This is a genomic window from Methylobrevis albus, from assembly GCF_015904235.1.
Taxonomy (GTDB): Bacteria; Pseudomonadota; Alphaproteobacteria; order Rhizobiales; family Pleomorphomonadaceae; genus Methylobrevis_A; species Methylobrevis_A albus.
Genome location: NZ_JADZLT010000043.1, coordinates 62,610 through 88,756 on the forward strand (window position 1 = coordinate 62,610; position 26,147 = coordinate 88,756).

Below are 26,147 nucleotides of genomic sequence, written 5' to 3' on the forward strand. Positions count from 1 at the left end.
ATATGTACGAGGGCCATTCCGCCAGCCGCTCGCCGCGGATCAGACGACGGTCGATTCGGCCGGCAGGGCGCGGGCGCCTGCTGGAGGCCCGTCCGCCGGCTCAGTCCTCGGTGCGGCCCTCGGATGTCCTGTCGCGCTCATAGCGGTGCTTCACCGGAAACGGCGGCAACCAGGCTTCGCGGCGGATCGTCCAGAGTTCGTAGGTCGGCTGCAACTGGTCCGGCGCGTCGAGCGCCCCGAGGCTGACCTCGGTCTCGTCACCACTGCGCGCAAACACCGGAGAGCCGCACGCCGGACAGGAGAACCGGCCGGCATGGCCGCGCGTCAGGCCCTCCACCGTCACCGCGTCTTCCGGGAAGATCGCCGCCGCGTTGAACAAGGCGCCGTGCTGCTTGCGACAGTCGAGGCAGTGGCAGATCCCGACCCGGTACGGCCGCCCCGTCGCCACGATCCGCAACTGGCCGCACCGGCACCCACCGGTGAAGATATCCATGTCATCGTCTCCAATCTCGCTGCCCGCCGCCGTCGTCGGGCGAGGCTCCGCAACCCAACAGCGTCGGCCGGCCGATGATCCATGCGTCGCGCCTGATCCCTTCGCGCCGGGTCCATGCCGCCGGTGCCGCCCGACGGTCCGGCCCAGCCGTGTCGTAAACATACAACCCTGCCGCCGAAAAGCTGCGTGCGTCGGGGGCGGGGGGGTGCGACCATCGCTCGAGGCTGCCCTCGGGGCGGAGAAAGCGGCGAGGGACCGGGACGGCGATGCAGAAATTCTCAGGCCTCGCGCTCCTGAAGCGGGCGCTCGGCGGACACCAGGGCTGGCAGCCGCAGTGGCGCTCGCCGGAGCCGAAAGCCGCCTACGACGTCGTCATCATCGGCGCCGGCGGCCACGGCCTCGCCACCGCCTATTACCTCGCGACGGTGCACGGCATCACCAACGTCGCGGTGCTGGAAAAGGGCTGGCTCGGCGGCGGCAACACCGGCCGCAACACCACCATCGTCCGCTCCAACTACCTGTTCGACGAGAGCGCCGGGCTCTACGACCACGCGGTCAAGCTCTGGGAAGGCCTCTCCCAGGAGCTCAACTACAACGTCATGTTCTCCCAGCGCGGCGTGCTGATGCTGGCGCACAACATCCACGACGTGCAGAGCTTCAAGCGCCACGTCCACGCCAACCGGCTGAACGGCGTCGACAACGAGTGGCTCACGGCGGAAGAGTGCAAGGACTTCTGCCCGCCGCTCAACATCGACGCGGCGACGATGCGCTATCCGGTGCTCGGCGGCGCGCTGCAGCGCCGCGGCGGGACCGCCCGTCACGATGCCGTCGCCTGGGGCTATGCTCGCGGCGCCGACGCCCGCGGCGTCGACATCATCCAGAATTGCGCCGTCACCGGCATCCGCCGCGGCCCGGACGGCGCCGTTACCGGCGTCGAGACCACGAAGGGCTTCATCGGCGCAAAGAAGATCGGCGTCGTCGCGGCCGGCAACACCTCGGTGGTGATGCAGATGGCCGGCCTCCGGATGCCGCTCGAGAGCTACCCGCTGCAGGCGCTGGTGTCGGAACCGATCAAGCCGATCTTCCCCTGCGTGGTGATGTCGAACACCATCCACGCCTACATCTCGCAGTCCGACAAGGGCGAGCTCGTCATCGGCGCCGGCACCGACGCCTATACGTCCTACAGCCAGCGCGGCGGCCTGCACATCACCACCCATACGCTCGACGCGATCTGCGAGCTGTTCCCGATGTTCCGCCGCATGCGCATGCTGCGCAACTGGGGCGGCATCGTCGATGTCACGCCGGACCGCTCGCCGATCATTGCGAAGACCGCGGCGCCCGGCCTCTACGTCAACTGCGGCTGGGGCACCGGCGGCTTCAAGGCGACGCCGGGCTCGGGCCACGTCTTCGCGCACACGATCGCCACCGACGCGCCGCACCCGATCAACGCCCCCTTCACCATCGAGCGCTTCCGCGACGGCTTCCTCATCGACGAGGCCGCCGCCGCGGCCGTCGCGCACTGAGGCGAGGGTCCCATGCTGATCATCACCTGTCCCCATTGCGGCCCGCGCCCGGAACTCGAATTCCGCTACGGCGGCGAGGCGCACATCGCGCGCCCGGCCGATCCCTCCACCCTCACCGACGAGGAATGGGGCGCCTTCCTCTACCAGCGCGCCAACCCCCGCGGGCTGCACGCCGAGCGCTGGCGGCACGTCGCCGGCTGCGGCCGCTTCTTCAACGCGCTGCGCGACACGCAGAGCGATTTCTTCGCGGCGACCTACCCCGCGGGCACGCCGCGGCCGGACACGGACGCCTCGGGCGTCAAGGAGAGCGGACGATGAGCGGCGGGTTCCGACTGGCCGCCGGCGGCCGCATCGACCGCAGCCGGCCGCTGCGCTTCACCTTCGACGGGCGCTCGTTCCGCGGCTTTGCCGGCGACACGCTCGCCTCGGCGCTGATCGCCGAGGGCGTCCACCTCGTCGGCCGCTCGTTCAAGTACCACCGCCCGCGCGGCATCGTCTCGGCGGGTGCCGACGAGCCGAACGCCCTCGTCGGCGTCGGCGCGGACGAGGCGCACTACACGCCGAACCTCCGCGCCACCCAGGTCGAGCTGCACGACGGCCTCGTCGCCGAGAGCCAGAACCGCTGGCCCTCGCTGTCGTTCGACGTCGGCGCGGTCAACGACCTCGCCGCGCCGCTGCTCCCGGCCGGCTTCTACTACAAGACCTTCATGTGGCCGCAGCGCGCCTGGACGTCGTTCTACGAGCCGAAGATCCGCGCCGCCGCCGGCCTCGGCCGCGCGCCGGGCGCAGCCGACGCCGACCGCTACACCCAGCATTTCGCTCATTGCGAGGTGCTGGTGATCGGCTCGGGCCCGGCGGGCCTTGCCGCGGCGCTCGCCGCCGCCGAGACCGGCGTCCGCGTCATCCTCTGCGACGAACAGCCGGAATTCGGCGGCTCGCTGCTCGCCGAGCGCGAGGCGGTGATCGACGGACTGCCGGCGGCCGACTGGGCCGCCGCGGCGGTCGCGGAGCTCGAAACGCGCGACAACGTCACCCTGCTCACCCGCACCACCGCCTTCGGCTATTTCCCGCACAACCTGATCGGCCTCGCCGAGCGCGTCACCGACCACCTCGGTGTCCGCGATCCGCGCCTGCCGCGCGAGCGGCTCTGGCAGGTGCGCGCCGCCGAAGTGGTGATCGCGGCGGGCGCCATCGAGCGCCCCATCGTGTTCCCCGAGAACGACCGCCCCGGCGTCATGCTGGCGGACGCGGCCCGCACCTATTCCAACCGCTATGCGGCAAAGCCCGGTGAGCGCGCCGTCGTGTTCACCGCCGGCGACGCCGGCTACCGCGCGGCGCTCGACCTCGCCGCTGCCGGCGTCACCATCGCGGCGATCGCCGACCTGCGCCCCGCGGCGACCGGCGCCCTGCCGGCCCGCGCCCGCGCCGCCGGCATCGACGTGCGCACGGCCACCACCGTCACCGGCACCCGCGGCCGGCTGCGCGTCAGCCAGGCGCATCTCGCAGCGATCAAGCCGGACGGCAGCGTCGGGGCCGCCGAGGCGGTCCCCTGCGACCTCGTGCTGATGGCCGGCGGTGCGACGCCCTCGGTGCACCTCTTCTCGCAGTCGCGCGGCAAGCTCGGCTGGAACGAGGCGCTGAAGGCCTATGTCCCGGAAAGCTCGGTGGAGCGCGAGCGCTCCGCCGGCGCCTGCCGCGGCGTCTACGAGCTCGGCGCCGTGCTTGCCGACGGCTACGACAAGGGCAGCGCCGCGGCGAAGGCCGCCGGTGCCACCACCGCCGCCGCCAGCCGCAGCTTTGCGGCCAAGGCGCTCGACGCCGGCAGCGACGGCTTCATCGGCGCCGCGCCGCACGGCCGCAACCCGGCCTTCGCAAAAGCCTTCGTCGACTGGCAGAACGACGTCACGGCGAAGGACATCAAGCTCGCGACCCGCGAGGGCTTCCGCTCGATCGAGCACATCAAGCGCTACACCACCACCGGCATGGCGACGGACCAGGGCAAGACGTCGAACATGAACGCGCTCGGCATCGTCTCCGACGCGCTGAAGACGCCGGTGACGGCGATCGGCCTCACCACCTTCCGCATGCCCTATACGCCGACCACCTTCGGCATCTTCGCCGGCCACTCGCGCGGGGCGCTGTTCGATCCCGTGCGCACCACGCCGATCCACGGCTGGGCGGCGGAGCAGGGCGCCGCCTTCGAGGACGTCAGCCTCTGGAAGCGGGCGCACTATTTCCCGCATGCCGGTGAGGACATGCACGCCGCCGTCGCGCGCGAGTGCCTCGCCGTGCGCCGCTCGGTCGGCATCTTCGACGCCTCGACGCTGGGCAAGATCGAGGTGGTCGGCCCGGATGCGGCCGAGTTCATGAACCGCATGTACACCAACGCCTGGGCCAAGCTCGGCGTCGGCCGGCTGCGCTACGGCGTCATGCTGCGCGAGGACGGCTTCGTCACCGACGACGGCGTCGTCGGCCGCCTCGCCGAGGACCGCTTCCACGTCACCACCACCACCGGCGGCGCCCCGCGCGTCCTCCAGATGATGGAGGACTACCTGCAGACCGAGTGGCCTGACCTCGACGTCTGGCTGACCTCGACCACCGAGCAGTGGGCGGTGATCGCCGTGCAGGGGCCGAACGCCCGCAAGGTGCTGGAGCCGCTGGTCGAGGGCATCGATCTTTCGCCCGCCGCCCTGCCGCACATGAGCGCCGCCACCGGCACCATCTGCGGCGTGCCGACCCGGCTCTTCCGCGTTTCCTTCACCGGCGAGCTCGGCTTCGAGGTCAACGTGCCGGCCGACCTTGGCCGAGTGGTCTGGGAGGCGATTTTTGCCGCCGGCGCGCCCTACGGCATCACGCCCTACGGCACCGAGACCATGCACGTGCTGCGCGCCGAAAAGGGCTACATCATCGTCGGCCAGGAAACCGACGGCACCGCGACGCCGGACGACGTCGGCCTCGGCTGGGCCGTCGGCAAGGCGAAGAAGGATTTCGTCGGCAAGCGCTCGCTGGCGCGCGCCTCGATGTCGGCGCCGGGCCGCAAGCAGCTCGTCGGTCTGCTGACGCAGGATCCGCAGGTGGTGCTGGAGGAAGGCGCCCAGATCGTCGCCGATCCGGCCGCGCCCGTGCCGATGCCGATGGTCGGCCACGTCACCTCGTCCTACGCCAGTGCCGTGGTCGGCCGCTCGATCGCGCTCGCCATGGTCAAGGGCGGCCGGGCGCGGATCGGCGAGACGCTCTACGTGCCGATGCCGGGCGGCACCATTCCCGTCACCGTGACCGAACCGGTCTTCTACGATCCGAAGGGAGAGCGCCTCGATGGCTGACCTCAGCGCAAGCCGGGCGAGCGCGGTCGCCTCCCATGTCGCGGCGGCGCCGAAGGTGGCGGTTGCCGACCTCGGCGCGCTGCCGCCGCGCACCCGCTTCGTGTTCCGCGGCCGCGAGGCGGCGATCACTGCGGCCGGGCCCGCCTTCGGCGTCGCCCTGCCGCGCGAGGCCTGCCGCTTTGCCGAGGCCGGCGATCGCCGGGTACTCTGGCTCGGTCCCGACGAATGGCTGCTGACGGCGCCCGAGGGCGCCGGGGCGGCGATCGTGGCGGACCTTGCCGCGGCGCTCGCCGGCCTGCCGCACAGCCTCGTCGACGTCTCGCACCGCAGCCTCGGCATCGCCGTCAGCGGCGCCATGGCGGCGCGGGTGATCAACAACGGCTGCCCGCTCGACCTCGGCCTCGAGGCCTTTCCGGTCGGCATGGCGACGCGCACCGTGTTCGGCAAGGCCGAGATCGTGCTCGTGCGCACCGCCGAGATGCGATTCGAAATCGACGTCTGGCGGTCGTTCGCCGATTACGTCTGGCGGTTTCTCGAAGAGGCCCGGCGCGAGTTCGCCTGATCGCCGCAACCGGGCGGTACAACCACACGCTGTTACGTTCCATGAAAAGCGCCGGGTTTCCGGCGCTTTTCTGCGTTTAACGCATGGCTCCCGCTGCTGCATGGCGCGGAGCGCAAGGCCCCGCCGCCATTAACCTCTGTCGCATTTGCGTGAGAGTTTCGTGACGATCGATCGCGTCTCCGCGATAAGTACCTGATTTTCAATGATATAAACGTAGGGGGGCTTTCGCTGGCGGTCGGAGGGGACTATCTCAAGGTCATCGGAGCGGCACACCGGCCCAGTTGGCCAGGCGCTTCCTCCCGGCCCGGCGAGTTCGCCGGACTGCAACCCGAGGAGATTTATCATGAACGTCAAGACCCTCATCGCCGCCGCAGCCCTGACGGCTTTCTCCACCGGCGCCTTCGCGGCCGGTGGCTATACCCCGGGCTACTCCACGTCGGACATTCTGCGCGCCCAGAAGGAAGCTCAGGCTTCGGCTTCGGGCACCGCGATCGGCACGCATGGCCCCGCCACCACGATCCAGTCCTCGGACGTCTACACCCCGGGCTACTCGGCGAACGACCTGCTGCAGGCCGAGCGCACCAGCAGCCACACGCTGTCCTACACCCAGGGTCAGCCGGGCACCGCGCTGATCGACGACCCGGCGTAATTGCCGCGGTTCTGGTCGGGCCGGGCATCGCTTCGGCGATGCCCGGCCGGCCGGTCACCGGCTTGAAAGAACAAGGCGCCGCGAGGCGCCTTTTTCTTTGCGCCAACGCGAGGGGGGGCGGCTCCGCCCGCTGGCGCGCATTGCGCCTGCAATCCAGGATCGGGATGGTTTTCGACAAGCGCCGGCAATCCGGCGCTTTATTGCGTTCTGTGCATGGCGGCGCCACGCCGGGTCTCTGTTGGCGCAGGGCTGGGGCTTTTGCCACCCCATCGCGGGGCCGTGAGAATCATGTGACGAATATTCTCGATATCGCGAGAAAGTCATGAATATCAATGATATAAGTGTATGAGGTCTTTTCCGGGGCCAAGGCCTCGCCCATCTCAGGTTCATCGGAGCGGCACACCGGCCCAAGCGGGCCAGGCGCTTTCTCCCGGCCCGGCGAAGTCGCCGGACTGCAACCCGAGGAGACTTGTCATGACCATCAAGACCCTGATCGCCGCCGCCGCCCTGACGGCTCTTTCCACCAGCGCCTTCGCCGCGGGTGGCTATAACCCGGGCTACTCCACCTCCGACGTCCGCCTCGCCCAGAAGGAAGCCCAGGCCGTCGCCTCCGGCTCCGCCATCGGCACCCACGGCGTCGCCGTGATCGTCAACTCGGCCGACGTCTACACCCCCGGCTATTCGGCGAACGACCTGAAGCTGATCGAGCGTTCGGAGAAGAGCACCCACACGCTGCCCTATACCGAAGGCAAGCCGGGTACGGCCCTGATCGACGACCCGGCGTAATGGCCGCGGCAGCTGGACCGGCGTGGCCCCTTAACCTGGGGGCTCCGCCGGCCGGTCGATCCCCGCTCGCAAAGAAAAAGGCGCCTCGCGGCGCCTTTTCCTGTTTCAGGAGTGGAGGTCGGTCCGTTGGACCTCAGGGCGTCGCGGGAGCCGCGCCACCCTCGGCCGGCGCCTCACCGGCGGCCGGCGCCTCGCCTTCGGCCGGGGCTGCGCCGTCGGCCGGAGCCGCGCCGGCTTCCGGCAGCGGGGCCGGGCTGTCGGAGAGGGTGTGCAGGTAGGCGATCAGCGCCGCGCGCTCCTCGATCGTCCGGATGCCGACGAAGCTCATGATCGTGCCGGGGACTTCCGCCCGCGGACCGGCGAGGAAGTGGTTCAGCGTCTCGTAGTCCCAGGTGTGCTCTTCGCCATAGGCGGTCATCGCACCGGAATAGCGGAAGCCCTCGTGGCTGCCCGGCTTGCGGTTGACGATGTCCCAGAGGCCCGGACCCACCTTGTTCGTGTTGGCGCTCGAGATGTCGTGGCAGGCGACGCACTTGCGGGCGGAGGTCTCGCCGGCGGCGAGATCGGCCGAAGCGAGCAGCGGCGAGACCGGCTCGATCGCGGCGGGACCGGCATCCGCCTCGGCGGCGCCGCCAGTGTCCTCGGCCACGGCGATCTCGTAGCCCGGCTGGGCCGGGCTCGGGGCATGGAACAGGCCCTCGGCGACGAGGCCGAGGCCCATCGCGAACAGGAGGGTGCCGAGCACGACGCCGGCGATCTTGTTAAATTCGAACGAATCCATCAACGAGGCTCCCAGCGGGGCGGCTACCGCCGGCGCGGCGTCCGGATCGCCCCCGATTCATGCGTGGACCGGCCATCGTTGCTGGTCCGTGGACATCGGCGCATGGGCCCCAGAGCCCATGGAAACAAACACCCGTTCGACTGCGCATCGACCAGCGACGCGGCGGCTGCGGGTGATCGACATGCCGCTGCACCTCCGCCCGACATAGCGCCTCGGGGCGCCCGCGCCAAGATACTGCGATGCAGCAACAGGTCGAATAGGCCTAAAGCATTGGCCCTCAGTTTCGAAACGTTATAGACGGCCGGGCTGGCCTGTCCATATCCACCGCGGCGAAACCGTGACGAATCGAACGGTCGCCCGGGACTTTCGCTTCGCCCCCGCCTCGGCTAGACGAAAGGCCGCGCCGGCGGTCCCGCCGCGCGACGGACCCGCGGCCGGACGGCCCGGCCGCATCAGGTGGACGAGGACATGAACAACAGGCTCAGGGTCGCGTTTCAGGGCGAGCGCGGCGCCAATTCCGAGATCGCCAGTCTCGATGTCTATCCGGACGCCGAGCCGGTGCCGTGCCCGACCTTCGAGGACTGCTTTGCCGCGGTCCAGTCGGGCGCCGTCGATCTCGCGATGATCCCGATCGAGAATTCGCTCGCCGGGCGCGTCGCCGACATCCACCACCTGTTGCCCGACTCCGGCCTCAACATCGTCGGCGAGTACTTCCTGCCGATCCATTTCCACCTGATGGCGCCGCGCGGCGCGACGCTGGGTGGGCTGAAGTCGGTCGAGAGCCACGTCCACGCGCTCGGCCAGTGCCGGCGCATCATCCGCAAATACGGCCTCACGCCGGTTGTCGCCGGTGACACGGCGGGGGCGGCCCGCCTCGTTTCGGAAGCGAACGACCTCACCCGGTCGGCGCTGGCGCCGGTGCGCGCCGCGTCGATCTATGGTCTCGACATCCTGGCCCGTGACGTCGAGGACGCCGCCCACAACACCACCCGCTTCGTGATCCTCTCGCCGACGCCGGCGAACGCGTCGGCCGGCAACGGACCCGTGATCACCACCTTCGTCTTCCGCGTGCGCAACATCCCCGCCGCCCTCTACAAGGGCCTCGGCGGCTTTGCGACCAATGGCATCAACATGACGAAGCTCGAGAGCTACCAGCTCGAGGGCCAGTTCTTCGCGACGCAGTTCTATGCCGACGTCGAGGGCCACCCGGATGAGCCGGGCCTGCGCCGCGCGCTGGAGGAACTGGCGTTCTTCTCCGCCGAGCTCAGGATCCTCGGCGTCTACCCGGCGAGCCCGTTCCGCGAGAAACTCCGCGAAAGCGTGCCGGCGGAGTAGGCTGACGGAGCCCGGGGCGCGAGGATCGCGCCGCCGGGCCCGGCGTCCTTATTCGGCCTCGTCGGCCGAGGCGGCGTTGAGCAGGCCGTAGCGCTCCTCGCCGAGCTTGTCGAGCAGGCTGATCTGTGTCTCGAGGAAGTCGATGTGGCCTTCCTCGTCCTCGAGCAGGTCCTCGAACAGCTCCATCGAGACGTAGTCGCGCTCGGCTTCGCAGATCTCGCGCGACTGCGCATAGGCGGTGCGGGCCTCGTACTCGCCGGCGAGATCGGCCTCGAGCACTTCGCGCAGGTTCTGGCCGATGCGCAGCGGCGCCAGCGTCTGCAGGTTGGGGTGGCCTTCGAGGAAGATGATGCGGGCGACGAGCTTGTCGGCGTGCTGCATCTCCTCGATCGATTCGGCCCGCTCCTTCTTGGCGAGCTTCTGGAAACCCCAGTCCTCGAGCAGGCGGTAATGCAGCCAGTACTGGTTGACCGCGCCGAGTTCGAGGAACAGCGCCTCGTTGAGGCGGGCGATGACTTTCTCCGAGCCCTTCATGTGCAACTCCATGCGCTTGAAATGATCTGATGCCGCCGACCTTAGCGCAGGCGCCGGGGCAAGGAAACGGAAAAAGTTGGAATCGTTCTAAACTGACCGGTGTCCGGGGCGAAAGCGTTGGCGCCGAGGGGCGAGGGGGCGGGGTCCGGCACATCCCGCGTTTCGTCGCGGCCCGGGACCGTCTACCATGCCCGAAACGGGAGACACGGCAGAGCATGGCCTATCGGTTCAAGCGGTCCGACGCGACGGTCGAACACGGCGTCCGGCGAATCGCCGGCGAACAGTTCGACCGCGCGATCGCAACGGCGCTCGGCGGCGGCGAGCCGACGGCGATCGTGCATGAGGTCCGCACCCGCTGCAAGCAGCTGCGCGGCCTCGTCCGCCTGGTGCGCGACGACCTCGACGGCTACGCCGCCGCCAACGCCGCGGTGCGCGACGCCGCGGCCGGCCTGTCGGCGCTGCGCGACCGCGGTGCGATGGTCGAAACCTGCACCCGCCTCGCCGAGGGCCCCGGCGACGAGGATGGCCGCCGGGCGGCAGCCCTGCTCGCGCGCGCCTTCGCCGACCGGGTCGACGCGGGCGGCACGGCCGCCGAAACGCGCGAGAAGCTCACCGCCTTCGCCGACACCATGGCCGCGGCCCGGGCGACGGTGCAGGGCTGGCAGGTCGACGGCCGCGGCTTCGAACCGGTGGCGCACGGTCTGATCCGCACCCTCGGCGAGGCCGAGGCGGCGATGCGGACGGCGCGCAAGGAGCGCGAGATCGAGGCGTTCCACGCCTGGCGCAAGAGCGTGAAGTACCACTGGTACCACGCCCGCCTGCTCTCGCCGGTCTGGCCGGAGACGATCGCGCCGCAGATCGAGGCGGCGAAGGGGCTCGGCGAACTGCTCGGCCATCACCACGACCTCGCCGTCCTCACCGAGCACCTCGCCGCCGATCCGGCGCCCGCGGACGTCGCCGCGATCGACACCGCCGCCGTGGCGGCGCTCGTGGCCACCCGCGCGGCGGCGCTGGAGCGCGACGCCTTCGCGCTCGGCGCGCTGCTCTTTGCCGAGCGGCCGAAGCGGCTCGCAAGGCGCTGGGGCAAATACTGGAAGCTCTGGCGCAGCGCGGCACCGGGCGGCGCAGGCCGCAGCGGCTGACGGCGGCGCCGCGACCGCGGCCGGGTCCGGTGGCGGCTGCTGCGCCCCGGCTGCGGCCGACACCCCCCTTGCATGAGGCGAGCGATGGCGACCGAGATCGAGCGCAAGTTCCTGGTGAAGGGCGACGGCTGGCGCGCGGCGGCCGGGCCGCCGCGGCGGCTGGCGCAGGCCTATCTCTGCGGCGGCGCCGGCACCACGGTGCGCGTGCGCATCGTCGACGACGAGCGCGGCTATCTCACCATCAAGGGCCGGACACTGGAGCTTGCCGGCGGCGTCGCCGGCTCGGCGCGGGCCGAGTTCGAGTACGAAATCCCGCTCGCCGACGCCGAGGCGATGCTGCAACTCAGGACCGGGGCGCTGCTGGCGAAATCGCGCCATGTCGTGCCGGAGGCGGGCGGCCTCGCCTTCGAGGTCGACGTGTTCGAGGCCGACTATGCAGGCCTCGTCGTCGCGGAGATCGAGCTGCCGGCACCCGACGCCCCGTTCACCCGGCCCGACTGGCTCGGCGACGAGGTGACCGGCGACCCGCGCTATTTCAACGCCGCGATGGCGTCCGGCAACGGCCCGCCGACAGGCTCGAACGCCTAGACCGGCCGCGTCGTCGCCGGCCGGAACCGCTTGAGGCTGCGCCAGCCCGCCCAGACGAGGATGGCGAGGGCTGCGACCTGGGCTGCCGCAAACGGCGGCTCGGCTCCCGTCGGCGCCAGCGCATGGAGCGGCCCGACCTTCTGGAACGCCTGCACGATCAGCACGAACACGTTCAGCCAGAGCGCGGCGATCGCCGTCACCACGTAGACCACGCGCCACGCCCCGGCGAGATGGAACCGGTAGAGCGCGGCGAAGGCGAGGGCGAGCAGGACGGTCGAGAGAACGCCGAAAGCGAGGGCCGGCGTGAAAACGCTGATCGGAAACAGGAACCCGGTCAGGCTGGTCGCAAGCGTCAGCCACAGGAAGGCGGCGGTCCAGCCGGCGCGCAGGCGGCCGGCGGCGAGATCGGCAACCGCGACGAGACCGGCCGCGATGGCGGCGAGGCTGATCGCGACATGGATGAGCACAAAGGCCTGACTGGAGAAGAACATCGCAAGACCCCCCGGTCGACGATGGTTCATCATAGACCTCTGAGCCCGGAAAGCGAGTCGGCCCGCAAAATATGCGAGAAACAACTGCGTCGCCGGGGCGCCGTTGCTGCGCGCGGGGCCGTTCAGCACTCGACCAGGTTGACCGCGAGGCCGCCCTGGGAGGTTTCCTTGTATTTCGACTGCATATCGAGCCCGGTCTGCCGCATGGTGGCGATCACCTTGTCGAGCGAGACCACGTGCGTGCCGTCGCCGTGCAGGGCGAGCGAGGCGGCGTTGATCGCCTTGACGGCGCCGAAGGCGTTGCGCTCGATGCAGGGGATCTGCACCAGGCCGCCGATCGGGTCGCAGGTCATGCCGAGGTGATGCTCCATGCCGATCTCGGCGGCGTTCTCGATCTGCTCGTTGGAGCCGCCGAGCGCCGCGGCGAGCCCCGCCGCCGCCATCGAGCAGGCGACGCCGACCTCGCCCTGGCAGCCGACCTCGGCCCCCGAGATCGAGGCGTTCATCTTGAAGAGGCCGCCGATCGCGGTGGCGGTGAGCAGGAAGGTGCGGATGCCGGCCTCGTCGGCGCCCTCGCAGAAGTCGCGGTAGTAGCGCAGCACGGCGGGCACGACGCCGGCGGCGCCGTTGGTCGGCGCCGTCACCACGCGGCCGCCGGCGGCGTTCTCCTCGTTGACGGCGATGGCGAAGGTGGAGACATAGTCCATCGGCTCGTGCGCGCGCTTCAGGTTCATGCCGCGCCCGGCGACGACCTTCTCGTAGATGCGCCGCGCCCGCCGCTTGACGAAGAGGCCGCCCGGCAGCTCGCCGTCGGTGGCAAGGCCCCGGTCGATGCAGAACATCATGGTCTCGGCGACCCGCGCGAGATGCGTCTCGACCACGTCGCCCGCGCGCAGCGTCAGCTCGTTGGCGAGCACCATCTCGGCGATCTTCAGCCCGCTGTCGCGGCCGAAGCCGAGCAGCTGCTCGCCCGAGCGGAAATCGTAGGGCACCGGCACCGCGTCGGCCGGCGCCGGGGCGCCGACCTCGTCCTCAGGCACGACGAAGCCGCCGCCGACCGAGCACCAGCGCTCGTGGCGGAGCACCGCGCCGGCCGCGTCCAGCGCGGTGAAGGCGAGCGTGTTCGGGTGTTTCGGGCACTCGGTGACGCCGTCGAACACGAGGTGCACCGCCGGATCGAACGGCACCCCCGGTCCGCCACCCAGCCGCAGCCGACCCTTGGACGCGATCTCGGCGACGATCGCGTCGGCGCGGTCGGGGTCGACGGTTTCGGGCATCTCGCCGGCGAGGCCGAGGATCACCGCCTTGTCGGTGGCATGGCCGCGGCCGGTCCAGGCGAGCGAGCCGAAGAGGTCGATCCGCACCCCGGCGACCGCGGCCATCACGCCGGTGTCGGCGAGGGCGCGCAGGAAGGAGTTGGCGGCCTTCATCGGCCCGACGGTGTGCGAGGACGACGGGCCGATGCCGATCTTGAACAGTTCGAAGACGCTGATCACCGGCACGTTCCCCCGCCTGCGGCCATGGCCGCATTTTCCCTTATCGGATGACAGTACCGCGCCGGCGCCCGCCAATTTGCACGCATGCGACCGGCGACTTGTTCGCGCCCGACCGCGCGCCGCAGCGCAGCGGCGCGGCCGGACGACTGTCCCGGCGTCAAAGCTAGGTGGTTTCGGCGATCTTCGGCGCACCGGCGGGATCGGCGGCGGCAGGCGACGTCGCGGCGCCGTCGGCGAGGCATCGCCCGGCGAGCAGGCGCTCCAGCACCTCCACCACGCGGCTGTACTCGGTCTCGTCGAGCGGGCTGATCTCGAACAATTCGAGCGAGCAGATCCCTTCCATGGCGAGGAAGGCGATCAGCGACAGGTCCGGGTCGTGGTCGCCGGCGAGGCGGGCGCGGATCTCGCGGTTATAGGCGCGGATCGGCTCCAGCAGCATCGGGTCCTCGGCGATCGCGGCGATCAGCCCGGCCGGCGGCGGCCCCTCCTGCCGACAGATCGACATGGTCGCGGCGATGTGGCTGCGCACCGCCCGGTTCGGCGCATTGTCGCCGAGCCGCTCGGCGATCGCGGCGCGCTCCTCGCGGATGCGCCCGACGTACTCGCCGATCAGCGCCTTGAGCAGGGCCGACTTGGTGGGGAAATTGTAGAGCAGGCCACCCTTGGAAATCTCGGCGCGCTCGGCGACGGCATCCAGCGAAAGCCGCGCCGCACCTTCGGTGCGGACGAGTTCGCCGGCTGCGGCGACGATCTTGTCGCGCGAACTCGGGCGGCCCCGGGGCTTGATCATATCGGCGATCCTGTTCTTATTCTTCTGCGGGCGCCGGTCCACCCGGACCGACGGCGCAGGCATGGGCATCTGCCCCGGCTTGGTCGCCGTCGCTGCGACCGGCATTCATCATCTTCCGCGGTAACGACGACGTGCACTGGACGAGAACGCACGCCATGTCATTTAGGTCCGCGGAACATCCGAGACATCAGACGTCACCGGCGGACCGGGGAAGGAATAGCGGCTCATGTTGCCCTGCAGCAACAGGGCAGCACCAATGCCCGAACGGGCGTTGACAGAACCGTCCGGACGGTAAAGTAATAGCCGCAGTTGTCAAGTGCGCGGCGCCCTTCTTCACCCTGTCCCTTTGGACGGCCGGTGGAGCGCGACTGCCGGCCGGACCGTTTCATGGCCTGTGGCGTGGAACGGCGGCCGGCTGTTTTCGTCTGGGGTCGCGGAGTTCGGCCTGGAGCCCCAGTTCATGGTCAAGAGATTCATCATTGCCGTCCTGCTCGTCGGCCTCGTGTGCGGCGGGCTCATCGGCTTCAACTTCTTCCGCGCGAAGATGATCGGCGACTTCTTCGCCGGCATGACGCCCCCCGCCGTCACCGTGTCGACCGTCGACATCACGCCCGTCACCTGGGAACCGGTGATCGAGGCGATCGGCACCGTCGTCGCCAACAACGGCGTCGACGTCGCGGTCGAGACCGGCGGCATCGTCAAGGAAATCCACTTCAAGGCCAACGACCGCATCGCGGCCGGCCAGGTGCTGGTCAAGCTCGACTCGGCGATCGAGGAGGCGAACCTGATCGCCGCCCGCGCCGCCGTCACCCGCGACCAGCAGGCGCTCGAGCGTTCGCGCCAGCTCGCCACGCGCGGTGTCAGCTCCGAGGCGGCGCTGCAGTCCGCCCAGGCCGCCCTCGACGCCTCGCGCTCGCAGCTCGAGAGCCTGCAGGCGACGCTCGACCAGAAGCAGATCGAGGCGCCGTTCGACGGCACCATCGGCATCGCGCGCATCGACCTCGGCCAGTATGTCGCCGCCGGCACCGTCGTCGCGACGCTGCAGGACCTCGACACGATGAAGGTCGACTTCACCGTGCCCGAGCAGCGGCTGAACGACATCCGCATCGGTCAGGCCGTGCGCTTCGGCCTCGTCGCCGACAAGATCGACTACCAGGGCGCGATCATCGGCATCGACCCGAAGATCGATTCCGCCTCCCGCCTCGTCTCCGTGCAGGCCCAGCTCGCCAATGTCCGCGGCGAACTGCGGCCGGGCCAGTTCATCATCGCCCGCGTCGTCCTGCCCGAGGAGGAGGGCGTCATCGCCCTGCCGCAGACCGCGCTGATCTCCAGCCTCTACGGCTCCTACGTCTACACCGTCGAGGAGCAGGCTCCGGATGCGGCCGCCGCGCCGACCGCCGGTGCCGGCGAGGCCGTCGCCGCAGATGCCGCACCGCAGGAGCCCAAGCTCGTGGCGCGCCAGGTCTTCGTCGAGGTCGGCCGCCGCAACGGTGCCGAGATCGAGGTTACCGGCGGCCTTGCCGCCGGCGCCAAGGTCATCACCGCCGGCCAGAACCGGCTGTCGAACGGCAGCACGGTGAGCATCAACAATACGATCGATCCGGCCAAGATCGCCGCGGGAGGCACGACGCCGTGAACTTCTCCGAACTCTTCATCCGCCGGCCGGTTCTCTCCACGGTCCTCAGCCTGATGATCCTGCTGCTCGGTCTGCAGGGCATCTTCAACATGTCGATCCGGCAGTATCCGGAAGTCGAAGAGACGGTGATCACCGTCACCACGACCTATCCGGGCGCCAGCTCGAACCTGATCCAGGGCTTCATCACCACGCCCATCGCCAAGGCGGTCGCCTCGGCCGAAGGCGTCGACTACATCACCTCGCAGAGCCGCCAGAGCGCATCGATCATCTCGGTGCACATGCGGCTGAACACCGATCCCGATTCCGCGCTGACCGAGGTCATCTCCAAGGTGCAGCAGGTCCGCGGCGAACTGCCGTCGGAATCCGAGGATCCGGTGATCCAGAAGGGCACCGGCCAGCAGTTCGCGCTGATGTACCTGTCGCTGCAGAGCGACGTGATGACCGCGCAGCAGCTGACCGAGTTCATCACCCGCGTGGTGCAGCCGCGCTTCGCCACCGTTTCGGGCGTCGCCGACGCGCAGGTGCTCGGCGGGCAGGACTTCGCGATGCGGGTGTGGATCGATCCGATCCGTCTCGCCTCGCGCGGCGCCACCGCGTCCGAGGTGTTCGCGGCGATCAGCAACTCGAACTTCCTCTCCGCGCCCGGCAAGACCAAGAACACCTTCGTCTCCTACGCGATCGAGACCGAGACGACGCTGCAGACGCCGGAGGCGTTCGGCGCGCTGCCGATCCGCTCCAACGGCGACGAGGTCGTGCGCCTGCGCGACGTCGCCAGTATCGAGCTCGCCTCGCAGTCGGACGAGGTCAAGGTCCGCTTCAACGGCAAGGAGGGCGTCTTCCTCGGCATCTTCGCCTCGCCGTCGGCCAACCCGCTCAACACCGCCGCCGCGGTGACGGCCGAGGTGCCGCTGATCCAGGCCGACATGCCGCAGGGCACGAACATCCAGATCGTCTACGATTCGACCAAGTTCATCACGGCGTCGATCGAGGAAGTGTTCAAGACGATCGCCGAGGCGGTGGTGATCGTCATCGTGGTCATCCTCTTGTTCCTCGGCTCGTTCCGCTCGGTGATCATCCCGATCGTCACGATCCCGCTGTCGCTGATCGGCGTCTGCTTCATGCTCTACGCGCTGGGCTATTCGCTCAACACGTTGACGCTGCTCGCGATGGTGCTGGCGATCGGTCTCGTCGTCGACGACGCGATCGTGGTGGTGGAGAACATCCACCGCCATATCGAGGAGGGCAAGACGCCGCTCACCGCGTCGATCATCGGCATGCGCGAGATCTTCAGCCCGGTGGTGGCGATGACCATCACCCTCGCCGCGGTCTATGTGCCGATCGCCTTCACCGGCGGCCTCACCGGCTCGCTGTTCCGCGAGTTCGCCGTCGCCCTCGCCGGCTCGGTGATCATCTCGGGCATCGTCGCCGTGACGCTGTCGCCGATGATGGCCGCAAGGTTGCTCCGCCACGGCAGCAGCCCGATCCAGGCCCGCATCGACCGTACCTTCGACGGCCTCGCCAACTGGTACGGCCGCCGCCTCACCGGCTCGCTCGACTATCGCCCGGTGACGCTGTTCGTCGTCGTCGCGCTGCTCGCCACCACCGGCTTCCTGTTCCTCAACACCACCTCGGAACTCGCCCCCGAGGAGGACCAGGGCTTCATGTTCGGCGTCGTCCAGGGGCCGCAGTACGCGACCTCCGACTACACGTCGCTCTATGTCGACCAGATCCAGGGACCGCTGGTCGAGGACATCGAGGAGATCGAGGCGCGCTTCTCGATCACCGGTGCCGACGCCGGCAACCAGGGCTTCGCCGGCTTCGGCCTCAAGGAATGGTCGGAGCGCGAGCGCAGCCAGGCCGAGGTGATGCAGGAGATCCAGGGGCGGCTGACCCAGTCGGCCGGCCTGCAGGCCTTCGTCTTCGCTCCGCCGACGCTGCCGGGCTCCGGCGGCGGCCTGCCGATCCAGTATGTGATCCAGTCGACCAACGACGCCGAGCGCGTCTACGAGATCAGCGAAGAGATCAAGAACAAGGCCCAGGCGTCGGGCAAGTTTATCATCGTGCAGAACTCGCTGTCGTTCGAGGCGCCGAAGGTGCGCGTCATCATCGACCGTGACCGCGCCGCCTCGCTCGGCGTCGCGGTGAGCGAAATCGGCACGACGCTGAACCTGCTCGTCGGTGGCAACTCGATCGCGAAGTTCGACCGCGATTCGCGCTCCTACGACATCATCACCCAGGTGGCGCAGGAGCATCGCCAGAACCCCGAGAATCTCGGCGACTTCTTCGTCCGCAGCCAGTCGGGCGCGATGGTGCCGCTGTCCTCGGTGGTGCGGATCGAGACGGTGGCTTCCGCTCCGGCGGTGGAGCAGTTCAACCAGCTCAACTCCGCCACCATCTCGGCGCTGCCGCTGCCGACGGTCTCGACCGGCGACGGCCTCGCCGAACTGCAGCGGATCGGCCAGGAGACGATGCCGTCCGGCTACTTCGTCGAGTACGCCGGCCAGTCGCGCCTCGAGGTCGAGGCCGGCAACACGCTGCTGATCGCCTTCGCGCTCGCCATCGTGGTGATCTACCTCGTGCTCGCGGCACAGTTCGAAAGCTTCCGCGACCCGCTGATCATCCTGATGAGCGTGCCGCTGTCGATCTTCGGCGCGATCATCTTCCTGAACATCGGGCTCGGGACCCTGAACATCTACACGCAGGTCGGCCTGATCACCCTCGTCGGCCTGATCACCAAGCACGGCATCCTGATGGTGGAGTTCGCCAATCAGCTGCGCGAGGAGCGGCATCTCTCCAAGCACGACGCGATCATCGAATCGGCCAAGGTGCGCCTGCGCCCGATCCTGATGACCACCGCGGCGATGGTGGTGGGCATGGTGCCGCTGATCATGGCCGAGGGCGCCGGCGCCGCCGCGCGCTACTCGATCGGCCTCGTCATCGCGACCGGCATGTCGATCGGCACCGTGTTCACGCTGTTTGTGGTGCCGATGTTCTACAGCTTCCTCGCCCACGACGCGCGCCATGCGCCGGAGGAAGACGACGAGACCCGGCACGTCGTGGCGCAGCCGGCGGAGTGACCGGCGGCTGTCGGAACTGAAAAAGGCGGCGCCGGTGATCAGCGCCGCCTTTTTGTTGGATGCGGCGCCTCGTCGTTGGGAGAGACAGCCCCCTCATCCGGCCTTCGGCCACCTTCTCCCGCGAGGGGAGAAGGGGAAGGAGGAGAGGCCTCGGATCCTGATCAGATCAGCGCGGCGGTTTTGGCGAGGCATTTGCCGAATTCCCTTCTCCCCTCGCGGGAGAAGGTGCCCGAAGGGCGGATGAGGGGGCCTTGCGGCGCCTCCCCCCGCTACTCCACCTCTCCCAGTGCCTGCCACTGCCCGCTCTCGATCTTCGCCGCGGCGATCACCGCCTGGGTGCGGCTGTCGACGTCGAGCTTCTGCAGGATGGCGGAGACGTGCGCCTTGACGGTCGCCTCGGAGACGTTGAGCTCGTAGGCGATCTGCTTGTTGAGCAGGCCGCCCGACAGCATCATCAGCACGCGCACCTGCTGCGGCGTCAGGGTCGCGAGGCGTTCGGCGAGCTTGGAGTTCTCGTCGCGCAGCGTCACGTCGATGTCGGGCGGCGTCCAGGTGCCGCCTTCGAGCACTTTCGCGATCGCCTCGCGGATCACCTCGCTGCCGCGGGACTTCGGGATGAAGCCCGAGGCGCCGATCTCCATGGCGCGGCGGATCGCGACGCGGTCCTCGTTGGCGGAGACGATCATCACCGGCACGGCGGGAAACTGCGCCCGGAGGTAGAGCAGGCCGGAAAAGCCGCGCACGCCCGGCATGGCGAGGTCGAGCAGCACGAGGTCGACATCGTCCTCGCGCCCGAGCAGGTCGGAAAGTTCGTCGATCGTTCCCGCCTCCAGGATCGCTACGCCCGCGAACATGCCCTCGAGCGCCTGCCGGAGCGCCCCGCGAAACAGTGGATGGTCGTCCGCAATCAGGAAGCGGTAGCCGGTGTCGCTCAAGGTATCCCCCCACCCCGTCCGGTTGCGTGGCCGCAACCTTGTCCTTTGCCGGCGATTATCCGGAAGCGGCCGCGCCGGCGCAAGCGCGCAGCGCAGGCGCGCCCATCGGATGCGCCGATTGGACGATAGACGAGACGCGGCATCGGGTCGCGCGGTGATGCTGGCCGCGGCAATTCGCCCGCGGGCGTCGGCGGGGAGCCTCAGCCGCGGATCCGCCGCGCCAGCAGTGGCAGCCGCCAGGCGAGCCAGACGAGCGAGACGAGGTTGCCGAGCACGAAGGTCGCCACGACCAGGCCGATGGCGAGACCCCGGTTCGGCTCGAACAGCACGAGCAGCACCGCGAAGACGACGAAGCCGAGATAGAGGTCGAGCAGCCCGACGAAGCCCCACGGATTGGCCGCGACCTCGGCAAAGCTCGCGAAGAAGGCGGCCGCGCCGAACGCCTGGATGATGGCGACGAGCAGCCCGGCGGAGAGGAGGACGAGGAGGACGCGCAGGAGGGTCATACAGGATTCCGATCGGGTCGCGGCCGGGCTCGTCGCGGCGCCGGCCGTCAGGGTCGGGAATGATACGCGCCGGCAGGGGGATCGGTTCCGCCCTCAGGTCGAGCCGCGCGGGTCTCGGGTGCTCGGTGCTCTGGCCAGCGGGCGGCATGGGGCTTAAGAAACCGGGTCAGGACCTTCGACGCCGGAGACGCGATGATCACGCTCGACCCCGCCCTGTTCGCCGCCGAGGCCGTGCCGGAGGAGACGGCCGCCCTCAACGCGCGGATCACCGCCGCGCTCGCCGCCGGCGCCGACAAGTGGTCGTTCCCGCCGGCCTATGTTCGCGCGGTGCGTGCCGCCGGCAAGGGGCCGTTTCCGCTGCAGCCGCCGGATCCGCGCGCGACCACCGAGGTGATCGAGGGCCCGCATGGCGCCATCCCGCTGCGGATCTTCACGCCGACGGCGCCGGCAACGGGCGTCTACCTCCACATCCACGGCGGCGGCTGGGTGCTCGGCGCGGCCGACCAGCAGGACGGGCTGCTCGGGGCGATCGTCGACGGGTCGGGCTATGCGGTGGTGTCGGTCGACTACCGCCTCGCCCCGGAACACCCCTATCCTCAGGGACCGGACGACTGCGAGGCCGCCGCGCTGTGGCTGCTCGGCGCGGCGAAGTCGCGCTTCGGCACCGAACGCCTGGCGATCGGCGGCGAAAGCGCCGGCGCGAACCTCGCCGCCGTCACTTTGCTCCGGCTGCGCGATCGCCAGGGCCTCACCTGCGCGGGCTTTGCCGGCGCCAATCTCGTCGCCGGCTGCTTCGACCTCACACTGACGCCGAGCGCCCGCCGCTATGGCGAGACGCCGCTGGTGCTGACCACCCGCGACATCCGCCTGTTCGCGCGGCTCTATCTCGCCGAGGGCGACGACCCGGCCGATCCCGACGTCTCGCCGCTGCACGCCGACCTCGCCGGCCTGCCGCCGGCGCTGTTCACGGTCGGCACTGCCGACGCGCTGCTCGACGACAGCCTGTTCATGGCGGCGCGCTGGGCCGCCGCCGGCAACCCGGCCGATCTCGACCTCGTTCCCGGCGGCGCGCACGTCTTCCAGATGTTCGACAGCGCCGCCACCACGGCGAGCCTTGCCCGGATGACGGCGTTCCTGCGCGATCTCGCCTGAGGCGCGGCGGTCAGCCGCGCAGCAGGAAGTCGAGCAGGTCTTCGGTCAGCCGGTCCTTGTGGGTGACGAGCAGGCCGTGCGGCGCGTCCTCGTACTCGATCAGCGACGCGCCCGCGATCGTCTTCGCCGCAACCCGCGCCGTGGCGTCGATCGGCACCGTCTTGTCGGCGGTGCCGTGCACGATCAGCGTCGGCACGCGGAAGGCGCCGAGATCGGGGCGGAAGTCGGTGGTGGCGAAGGCTTCGGCGCAGGCGAGGGTCGGCTTCAGGCCGGCCGCCATCGCGACGCTGCGCGACCACTCGAGCACCTCGTTGCTGACCGGCTGGCCGAAGAAGCCGACACCGTAGAAATCCTTGAAAAAGTCGGTGAAGAAGCTCGCCCGGTCCGCCTTCATGCCGGCCGTCATCTCGTCGAACACCGACTGCGGCACGCCGTTCGGATTGTCGCCGGTCTGCAGCATGTAGGGCACCACCGACGAAATCAGCGCGGCCTGCCGGACCCCGGCGCCGCCATGGCGCGACATGTAGCGCGCGACTTCGCCGCCGCCCATCGAGAAGCCGACGATCGCCGCGTCCGCAGCGCCCGTCTCGGCGATCACGTCGGCGAGGTCGTCGGCGAGGGTGTCGTAGTCGTAGCCGGTCCACGGCTGGTCGGAGTGGCCGAAGCCGCGGCGGTCATAGGCGATCGCGCGGAGGCCCGCGTCGGCGAGCGCGAGGGCGTGGTCGTCCCAGCTGTCGGCGGAGAGCGGCCAGCCGTGCATCAGGATCACCGGACGTCCGCTGCCCCAATCCTTGACGCGCAGCTTCGTCCCGTCGCGGGTGGTAATCCAGGCCATGGTCTGTCCTTCCAATCGATTGTGCCGACGGCGAGCCGTCGTCCGCTTGCAAAACCGATGGGCCGAGACATTCGTTCCGCAGGCGCGAAGGAAACGCGGAGGCAGCGGGCGGCGGCAGGGCCGGGCGTCACTCGAACAGGGCGCGCCTGAGGTCGTCGACAAGGCGGGAAACCCCGTCCAGCGCCTCGCCGGCAAAGCGCTGCACCCGCTCGGTGAAGGCCGGTTCCTCGGCCGGCGTGCCGGGCGCCTCGGGCGCCTCGGGCGTCTCGGGCGTTCCCGCGGGCGCATCGACCGGCGGCGCATCGACCGGCGGCGCCGGTTCCGTCGGCTCCGCGGCCGCCTCGGGGGGAGGCGGTTCGGCCGGGGAAGCGGGCTCCGGCGCAGGCGGGCTCGGTGCGGGGGGCGGCTGCGGGGCGACGGCCGGCGGCGGGGGGACGGGCGGTGCCGGGGCAGCCGGTGGCGTGGGCGCGGGCGCGGGCGGCGCGGCGCGGGCGGCGGCGAGTTCGGCCTCGAGCTCGGCGACGCGCGCCTCGAGCCGGGCGACGTCTTCGCCGAGCGCGACGATCTCCGCCTCCATCGCCGCGCGCTCGTCCGGCAGTAGCCGGCAGCGCCAGCCGTCGTCGCCCTTCTCGCACAGCGACACGTCGCCGGTGACCCGGTCGAGCTTCAGATACTGGCCATCGGCGAGCCGCAGGCTGAAGTTGCCGCCCGGATCGACCGGTGCCGGGGACGGCGCGGGGACCGGCGGCGGCGCGGGCTCGGCGGGTGCCGGTTCGGGCGGCTCGTCCTCCGGCGGCGGCGCTTCCGGCATCGGCGCGGGCTCGGCCGGCGCCAGTTCCGACGGCGCGTCCTCCGGCGGGGGCAAAGGCTGCGACGGGGCGTCTTCCGGCTGCGGCGCGGCTTCCGGCAATTCGGTGGCCGCTGGCGGGACTTCCGGCGAGGTTTCCGGCTCCGGCTCCGGCGTCGGCGCGTCGGGCAGCGGCACAGGGGAGGGCGCCGGCGCGGGAGCGATCTCCGGGGGCGCGTCCGGCACCGGCGCGTCCGGCACGGGCGCCTGCACCTGCGCCTCGCCGTCAGTGGCAGGTGGCTCGGCCGCGCTCGGCGATCCCGCGTCTCGCGGCGCCGGGCTCGGCAGCGTCGGCCCCGGCAGCGTGGGGAACGGCGCGGCGCCGGCGTGCAGCGTCGGCAATCCGCGCGAGAACGGCGGCGACAGGTCGGCGGCCGTCGCGGTACCGGCCGCGACGAAGCCTCCGCACACAATCAGCAGCCGCCCGAGCTTCACCCGGCCATCCTCCCCGTCAGGCCGCGGCAGCGCCGGGGCGGAAGCGATCGTAGAAGCGCTGGTCGGTCGCCGCCATCTCGGTGACGAGCCGCCCGGGCGTGAACCGCGGCCCGTGCCGCTCGGCGAGGCCGTCGCAAAGCTGCACGAAGGCGGCGGTGCCGATGCGGTCGATGTAGGAGATCGTGCCGCCGGTGAACGGCGCGAAGCCGAAGCCGAGCACCGAGCCGACGTCGGCCTCGCGCACATCGGTGACGACGCCCTCCTCGATGCAGCGCGCCGCCTCCAGTGCCTGCACCACGAGCAGGCGCAGCTTCAACTCATCGACGTCGATCGCCTCGGCCGCCTGCGCCGGGCCGACGATCTCGGCGATCCCGCGCCAGAGCCGCTTCTTGCCCTTCTCGGGATAGTCGTAGAAGCCCTTGCCGTTCTTGCGGCCGAGACGCCCGCGCTCGACCACCATCGCCTGCAGCAGCTTTTCCTGCCGCGGGTCGACGGCGCCGGCACCGAGGTCCTGCTTTGCCGCCTGCACGATCTTCCAGGCGAGGTCGACGGCGACCTCGTCGTTGAGGGCGAGCGGGCCGACAGGCATGCCGGCCATGCGCGCGACGTTCTCGATCATCGCCGGCGGCACGCCTTCGGCGAGCATCAGGTGGGCTTCGAGCAGATAGGCGGTGACGCAGCGGTTGGCGTAGAAGCCGCGACTGTCCTCGACCACGATCGGCGTCTTGCGCAGCGCGCGGACATAGTCGAGCGCCACGGCGAGCGCCCGCTCGCCGGTGTCCCGGCCGCGGATCACCTCGACCAGCAGCATCTTCTCGACCGGCGAGAAGAAATGGATGCCGACGAAATCGGCCGGCGCACGCCAGCCGGCGGCGAGCGAGGTGATCGGCAGCGTCGAGGTGTTGGAGGCGAAGATCGCGTCCGGCCCGAGCACCGCCGCCGCCTGGTCCATCGCGGCGAGCTTGGCGCCGCGGTCCTCGAACACCGCCTCGATGACGAGGTCGCAGCCGGCGAGGTCGGCGTAGTCGGCGCTCGCCTGGATGCGGTCCATCAGCGCCGCACGGTCCTCCGCCGTCGCCCGTCCCTTGGCGACGCGGCCGGCGATCAGCCCGTCGGAATAGGCGCGGCCCTTTTCCGCCGCCGCGAGGTCGCGGTCGACCAGCACCACGTCGATGCCGGCGGCCGCCGTCACATAGGCGATGCCGGCCCCCATGAAGCCGGCGCCGATGATGCCGACTTTGCGCGGTGCCGACGGCGGCACGCCGGCCGGACGCCGCGCGCCCTTGCCGAGTTCCTGGGTGGAGACGAACAGCGTGCGCAGCATCGCCTTCGCTTCCCACGTCGTCAGCACGTCGGCGAACAGCCGCGACTCGATCCGGAGGCCGAGGTCGATCGGCAGTTGCACGCCCTCGAAGCAGGCGGCGAGGATGGCGCGGGCGCCGGGGTAGTTGTCATGCGTCTCGCGCCGATAGATCGCGTTTGCCGCCGGCCAGAACTGGAAGCCGCCGGCCGAGAACACGGCGGGTCCGGGCGGCCTGAACTTCTCCTCGTCCCACGCCTTCACTGGCGATAGCGTCAGCACCTTCGCCTTTGCCGCGGCGATCAGCCCGTCCGCGGGCACGACCTCGTCGATCAGCTTCAGCCGCAGCGCCTGCTTCGGCGGCACGGTCTGGCCCTGCAGCAGGAAGGTCAGCCCCGCCTGCGGATCGGCGAGGCGCATCACGCGCTGGGTGCCGCCGGCGCCGGGGAAGATGCCGATCTTCACCTCCGGCAGGCCGACCTTGTAGTCGCCCTCCGCCGCGATGCGGCCGTGCGCGGCGAGCGCGAGCTCGAAGGCGCCGCCGAGGCAGGTGCCGCCAATGGCGGCCACCACCGGCTTGCCGCAGGTTTCGACCCGGCGCCACAGCCGCGACATCCGCGCCGATTCGTGCAGCAGCCAGCTCTTCGCCGCGAGGAGATCGCCGCCGGCGAGTTCGGCGTACTTCTCGAGCACCGCCTCCAGCATCTTGAGGTCGGCGCCGGCGGAAAAGCTCTCCTTGCCCGACGCGATCACGATGCCCTTCACCGCGGCGTCGGTGGCGAGCGTCTCGATCAGCGCCTCGAACTCGTCCATCACCGCGACGGAGAACACGTTCATCGAGCGGCCGGGCGAATCCCAGGTGACCAGCGCGACGCCGTCGGCGTCGGTCGCGGTGGTGAAGTGGGTCGGGTCCATCGGTCTCGCCTTTCCT

At 70.3% G+C, this 26,147-nt stretch carries 23 protein-coding genes; 12 read left to right on the forward strand and 11 right to left on the reverse strand.

The annotated features are described in order from the left end of the window. Nucleotides 1-100: 100 nt before the first annotated feature. Nucleotides 101-493: a GFA family protein gene (locus I5731_RS06260; RefSeq protein ID WP_197310515.1), complete on the reverse strand. Its 393-nt coding sequence runs from the start codon at nt 491-493 to the stop codon at nt 101-103. A 266-nt stretch (nt 494-759) separates the two neighbouring features. On the opposite strand from I5731_RS06260, the gene I5731_RS06265 reads away from it, so the two are divergent. From I5731_RS06265 to I5731_RS06290, 6 genes are all read left to right on the forward strand, one after another. Further along, nucleotides 760-2,016, forward strand: a complete 1,257-nt coding sequence (locus tag I5731_RS06265; protein WP_197310516.1) for a sarcosine oxidase subunit beta family protein — start codon at nt 760-762, stop codon at nt 2,014-2,016. 12 nt (nt 2,017-2,028) lie between these two features. Further along, on the forward strand, nt 2,029-2,334 hold the full coding sequence (locus tag I5731_RS06270) for a sarcosine oxidase subunit delta (RefSeq protein ID WP_197310517.1): 306 nt from the start codon (nt 2,029-2,031) through the stop codon (nt 2,332-2,334). Continuing rightward, nucleotides 2,331-5,339: a sarcosine oxidase subunit alpha family protein gene (locus tag I5731_RS06275; protein ID WP_197310518.1), complete on the forward strand. Its 3,009-nt coding sequence runs from the start codon at nt 2,331-2,333 to the stop codon at nt 5,337-5,339. Before I5731_RS06270 ends, I5731_RS06275 begins: the two co-directional genes overlap by 4 nt. After that, entirely contained in the window at nt 5,332-5,901 is a 570-nt protein-coding gene (locus I5731_RS06280) for a sarcosine oxidase subunit gamma (RefSeq protein ID WP_197310519.1), read from the forward strand. The genes I5731_RS06275 and I5731_RS06280 overlap by 8 nt, the downstream gene beginning before the upstream one ends. Before the next feature lie 343 nt (nt 5,902-6,244). After that, nucleotides 6,245-6,550 carry a hypothetical protein gene (locus tag I5731_RS06285; protein WP_197310520.1) on the forward strand — a complete coding sequence of 102 codons (306 nt, stop codon included), beginning with the start codon at nt 6,245-6,247 and terminating at the stop codon, nt 6,548-6,550. 474 nt (nt 6,551-7,024) lie between these two features. Continuing rightward, nucleotides 7,025-7,336: a hypothetical protein gene (locus I5731_RS06290; protein ID WP_197310521.1), complete on the forward strand. Its 312-nt coding sequence runs from the start codon at nt 7,025-7,027 to the stop codon at nt 7,334-7,336. 133 nt (nt 7,337-7,469) lie between these two features. On the opposite strand, the gene I5731_RS06295 is transcribed toward I5731_RS06290, so the two are convergent. Beyond that, nucleotides 7,470-8,117 carry a c-type cytochrome gene (locus tag I5731_RS06295; RefSeq protein WP_197310522.1) on the reverse strand — a complete coding sequence of 216 codons (648 nt, stop codon included), beginning with the start codon at nt 8,115-8,117 and terminating at the stop codon, nt 7,470-7,472. A gap of 468 nt (nt 8,118-8,585) precedes the next feature. Between I5731_RS06295 and I5731_RS06300 the strand changes: the two genes are divergently transcribed. Beyond that, nucleotides 8,586-9,452: a prephenate dehydratase gene (locus tag I5731_RS06300; RefSeq protein ID WP_197310523.1), complete on the forward strand. Its 867-nt coding sequence runs from the start codon at nt 8,586-8,588 to the stop codon at nt 9,450-9,452. Nucleotides 9,453-9,500: 48 nt separating this feature from the next. On the opposite strand, the gene bfr is transcribed toward I5731_RS06300, so the two are convergent. Continuing rightward, complete coding sequence (gene bfr, locus I5731_RS06305) at nt 9,501-9,986, reverse strand: bacterioferritin (RefSeq protein ID WP_197310524.1); 486 nt, start codon at nt 9,984-9,986, stop codon at nt 9,501-9,503. A gap of 215 nt (nt 9,987-10,201) precedes the next feature. Here bfr and I5731_RS06310 point away from each other — a divergent pair, with 215 nt between their 5' ends. Both I5731_RS06310 and I5731_RS06315 read left to right on the forward strand, forming a co-directional pair. Next, the gene (locus I5731_RS06310) at nt 10,202-11,128 is read left to right on the forward strand and encodes a CHAD domain-containing protein (protein ID WP_197310525.1); all 927 of its coding nucleotides are present in this window, start codon (nt 10,202-10,204) and stop codon (nt 11,126-11,128) included. 84 nt (nt 11,129-11,212) lie between these two features. Then, nucleotides 11,213-11,716: a CYTH domain-containing protein gene (locus tag I5731_RS06315; RefSeq protein WP_197310526.1), complete on the forward strand. Its 504-nt coding sequence runs from the start codon at nt 11,213-11,215 to the stop codon at nt 11,714-11,716. Here the strand turns inward: I5731_RS06315 and I5731_RS06320 are convergent. The 3 genes from I5731_RS06320 to I5731_RS06330 form a co-directional block, all read right to left on the reverse strand. Then, the gene (locus I5731_RS06320; protein ID WP_197310527.1) at nt 11,713-12,207 is read right to left on the reverse strand and encodes a hypothetical protein; all 495 of its coding nucleotides are present in this window, start codon (nt 12,205-12,207) and stop codon (nt 11,713-11,715) included. The two genes, I5731_RS06315 and I5731_RS06320, sit on opposite strands and share 4 nt — an antisense overlap. Before the next feature lie 122 nt (nt 12,208-12,329). After that, nucleotides 12,330-13,703 (reverse strand): L-serine ammonia-lyase, encoded by a 1,374-nt coding sequence (locus I5731_RS06325; RefSeq protein WP_197310528.1) that lies wholly within the window; start codon nt 13,701-13,703, stop codon nt 12,330-12,332. A gap of 163 nt (nt 13,704-13,866) precedes the next feature. Further along, nucleotides 13,867-14,493, reverse strand: coding sequence for a TetR/AcrR family transcriptional regulator (locus I5731_RS06330; RefSeq protein WP_197310529.1), 627 nt, complete (start codon nt 14,491-14,493; stop codon nt 13,867-13,869). Nucleotides 14,494-14,953: 460 nt separating this feature from the next. Between I5731_RS06330 and I5731_RS06335 the strand changes: the two genes are divergently transcribed. Together I5731_RS06335 and I5731_RS06340 are read left to right on the forward strand one after the other, a co-directional pair. Further along, a complete protein-coding gene (locus tag I5731_RS06335) occupies nt 14,954-16,129 on the forward strand; it encodes an efflux RND transporter periplasmic adaptor subunit (RefSeq protein ID WP_197310530.1) in 1,176 nt (391 codons plus the stop codon). After that, on the forward strand, nt 16,126-19,206 hold the full coding sequence (locus I5731_RS06340) for an efflux RND transporter permease subunit (protein ID WP_197310531.1): 3,081 nt from the start codon (nt 16,126-16,128) through the stop codon (nt 19,204-19,206). The genes I5731_RS06335 and I5731_RS06340 overlap by 4 nt, the downstream gene beginning before the upstream one ends. Nucleotides 19,207-19,475: 269 nt before the next feature. Here I5731_RS06340 and I5731_RS19720 read toward each other — a convergent pair whose 3' ends face one another. After that, nucleotides 19,476-20,141 carry a response regulator transcription factor gene (locus tag I5731_RS19720; RefSeq protein ID WP_235981585.1) on the reverse strand — a complete coding sequence of 222 codons (666 nt, stop codon included), beginning with the start codon at nt 20,139-20,141 and terminating at the stop codon, nt 19,476-19,478. Between the two features lie 200 nt (nt 20,142-20,341). Further along, the gene (locus tag I5731_RS19725) at nt 20,342-20,647 is read right to left on the reverse strand and encodes a hypothetical protein (RefSeq protein ID WP_235981586.1); all 306 of its coding nucleotides are present in this window, start codon (nt 20,645-20,647) and stop codon (nt 20,342-20,344) included. A 192-nt stretch (nt 20,648-20,839) separates the two neighbouring features. Between I5731_RS19725 and I5731_RS06350 the strand changes: the two genes are divergently transcribed. After that, entirely contained in the window at nt 20,840-21,799 is a 960-nt protein-coding gene (locus I5731_RS06350; RefSeq protein ID WP_197310533.1) for an alpha/beta hydrolase, read from the forward strand. 10 nt (nt 21,800-21,809) lie between these two features. On the opposite strand, the gene I5731_RS06355 is transcribed toward I5731_RS06350, so the two are convergent. From I5731_RS06355 to I5731_RS06365, 3 genes are all read right to left on the reverse strand, one after another. Continuing rightward, complete coding sequence (locus tag I5731_RS06355) at nt 21,810-22,634, reverse strand: alpha/beta fold hydrolase (RefSeq protein WP_197310534.1); 825 nt, start codon at nt 22,632-22,634, stop codon at nt 21,810-21,812. Nucleotides 22,635-22,761: 127 nt separating this feature from the next. Further along, nucleotides 22,762-23,916 (reverse strand): hypothetical protein, encoded by a 1,155-nt coding sequence (locus tag I5731_RS06360; protein WP_197310599.1) that lies wholly within the window; start codon nt 23,914-23,916, stop codon nt 22,762-22,764. 16 nt (nt 23,917-23,932) lie between these two features. Continuing rightward, complete coding sequence (locus I5731_RS06365) at nt 23,933-26,131, reverse strand: FAD-dependent oxidoreductase (protein ID WP_197310535.1); 2,199 nt, start codon at nt 26,129-26,131, stop codon at nt 23,933-23,935. Nucleotides 26,132-26,147 lie beyond the last annotated feature (16 nt).

Coding starts and splice junctions, on each gene's coding strand:
- I5731_RS06260 (WP_197310515.1), bottom strand. CDS start 493: ATGGATATCTTCACCGGTGGGTGCCGGTGCGGCCAGTTGCGGATCGTG.
- I5731_RS06265 (WP_197310516.1), top strand. CDS start 760: ATGCAGAAATTCTCAGGCCTCGCGCTCCTGAAGCGGGCGCTCGGCGGA.
- I5731_RS06270 (WP_197310517.1), top strand. CDS start 2,029: ATGCTGATCATCACCTGTCCCCATTGCGGCCCGCGCCCGGAACTCGAA.
- I5731_RS06275 (WP_197310518.1), top strand. CDS start 2,331: ATGAGCGGCGGGTTCCGACTGGCCGCCGGCGGCCGCATCGACCGCAGC.
- I5731_RS06280 (WP_197310519.1), top strand. CDS start 5,332: ATGGCTGACCTCAGCGCAAGCCGGGCGAGCGCGGTCGCCTCCCATGTC.
- I5731_RS06285 (WP_197310520.1), top strand. CDS start 6,245: ATGAACGTCAAGACCCTCATCGCCGCCGCAGCCCTGACGGCTTTCTCC.
- I5731_RS06290 (WP_197310521.1), top strand. CDS start 7,025: ATGACCATCAAGACCCTGATCGCCGCCGCCGCCCTGACGGCTCTTTCC.
- I5731_RS06295 (WP_197310522.1), bottom strand. CDS start 8,117: ATGGATTCGTTCGAATTTAACAAGATCGCCGGCGTCGTGCTCGGCACC.
- I5731_RS06300 (WP_197310523.1), top strand. CDS start 8,586: ATGAACAACAGGCTCAGGGTCGCGTTTCAGGGCGAGCGCGGCGCCAAT.
- bfr (WP_197310524.1), bottom strand. CDS start 9,986: ATGAAGGGCTCGGAGAAAGTCATCGCCCGCCTCAACGAGGCGCTGTTC.
- I5731_RS06310 (WP_197310525.1), top strand. CDS start 10,202: ATGGCCTATCGGTTCAAGCGGTCCGACGCGACGGTCGAACACGGCGTC.
- I5731_RS06315 (WP_197310526.1), top strand. CDS start 11,213: ATGGCGACCGAGATCGAGCGCAAGTTCCTGGTGAAGGGCGACGGCTGG.
- I5731_RS06320 (WP_197310527.1), bottom strand. CDS start 12,207: ATGTTCTTCTCCAGTCAGGCCTTTGTGCTCATCCATGTCGCGATCAGC.
- I5731_RS06330 (WP_197310529.1), bottom strand. CDS start 14,493: ATGATCAAGCCCCGGGGCCGCCCGAGTTCGCGCGACAAGATCGTCGCC.
- I5731_RS06335 (WP_197310530.1), top strand. CDS start 14,954: ATGGTCAAGAGATTCATCATTGCCGTCCTGCTCGTCGGCCTCGTGTGC.
- I5731_RS19725 (WP_235981586.1), bottom strand. CDS start 20,647: ATGACCCTCCTGCGCGTCCTCCTCGTCCTCCTCTCCGCCGGGCTGCTC.
- I5731_RS06350 (WP_197310533.1), top strand. CDS start 20,840: ATGATCACGCTCGACCCCGCCCTGTTCGCCGCCGAGGCCGTGCCGGAG.
- I5731_RS06355 (WP_197310534.1), bottom strand. CDS start 22,634: ATGGCCTGGATTACCACCCGCGACGGGACGAAGCTGCGCGTCAAGGAT.
- I5731_RS06365 (WP_197310535.1), bottom strand. CDS start 26,131: ATGGACCCGACCCACTTCACCACCGCGACCGACGCCGACGGCGTCGCG.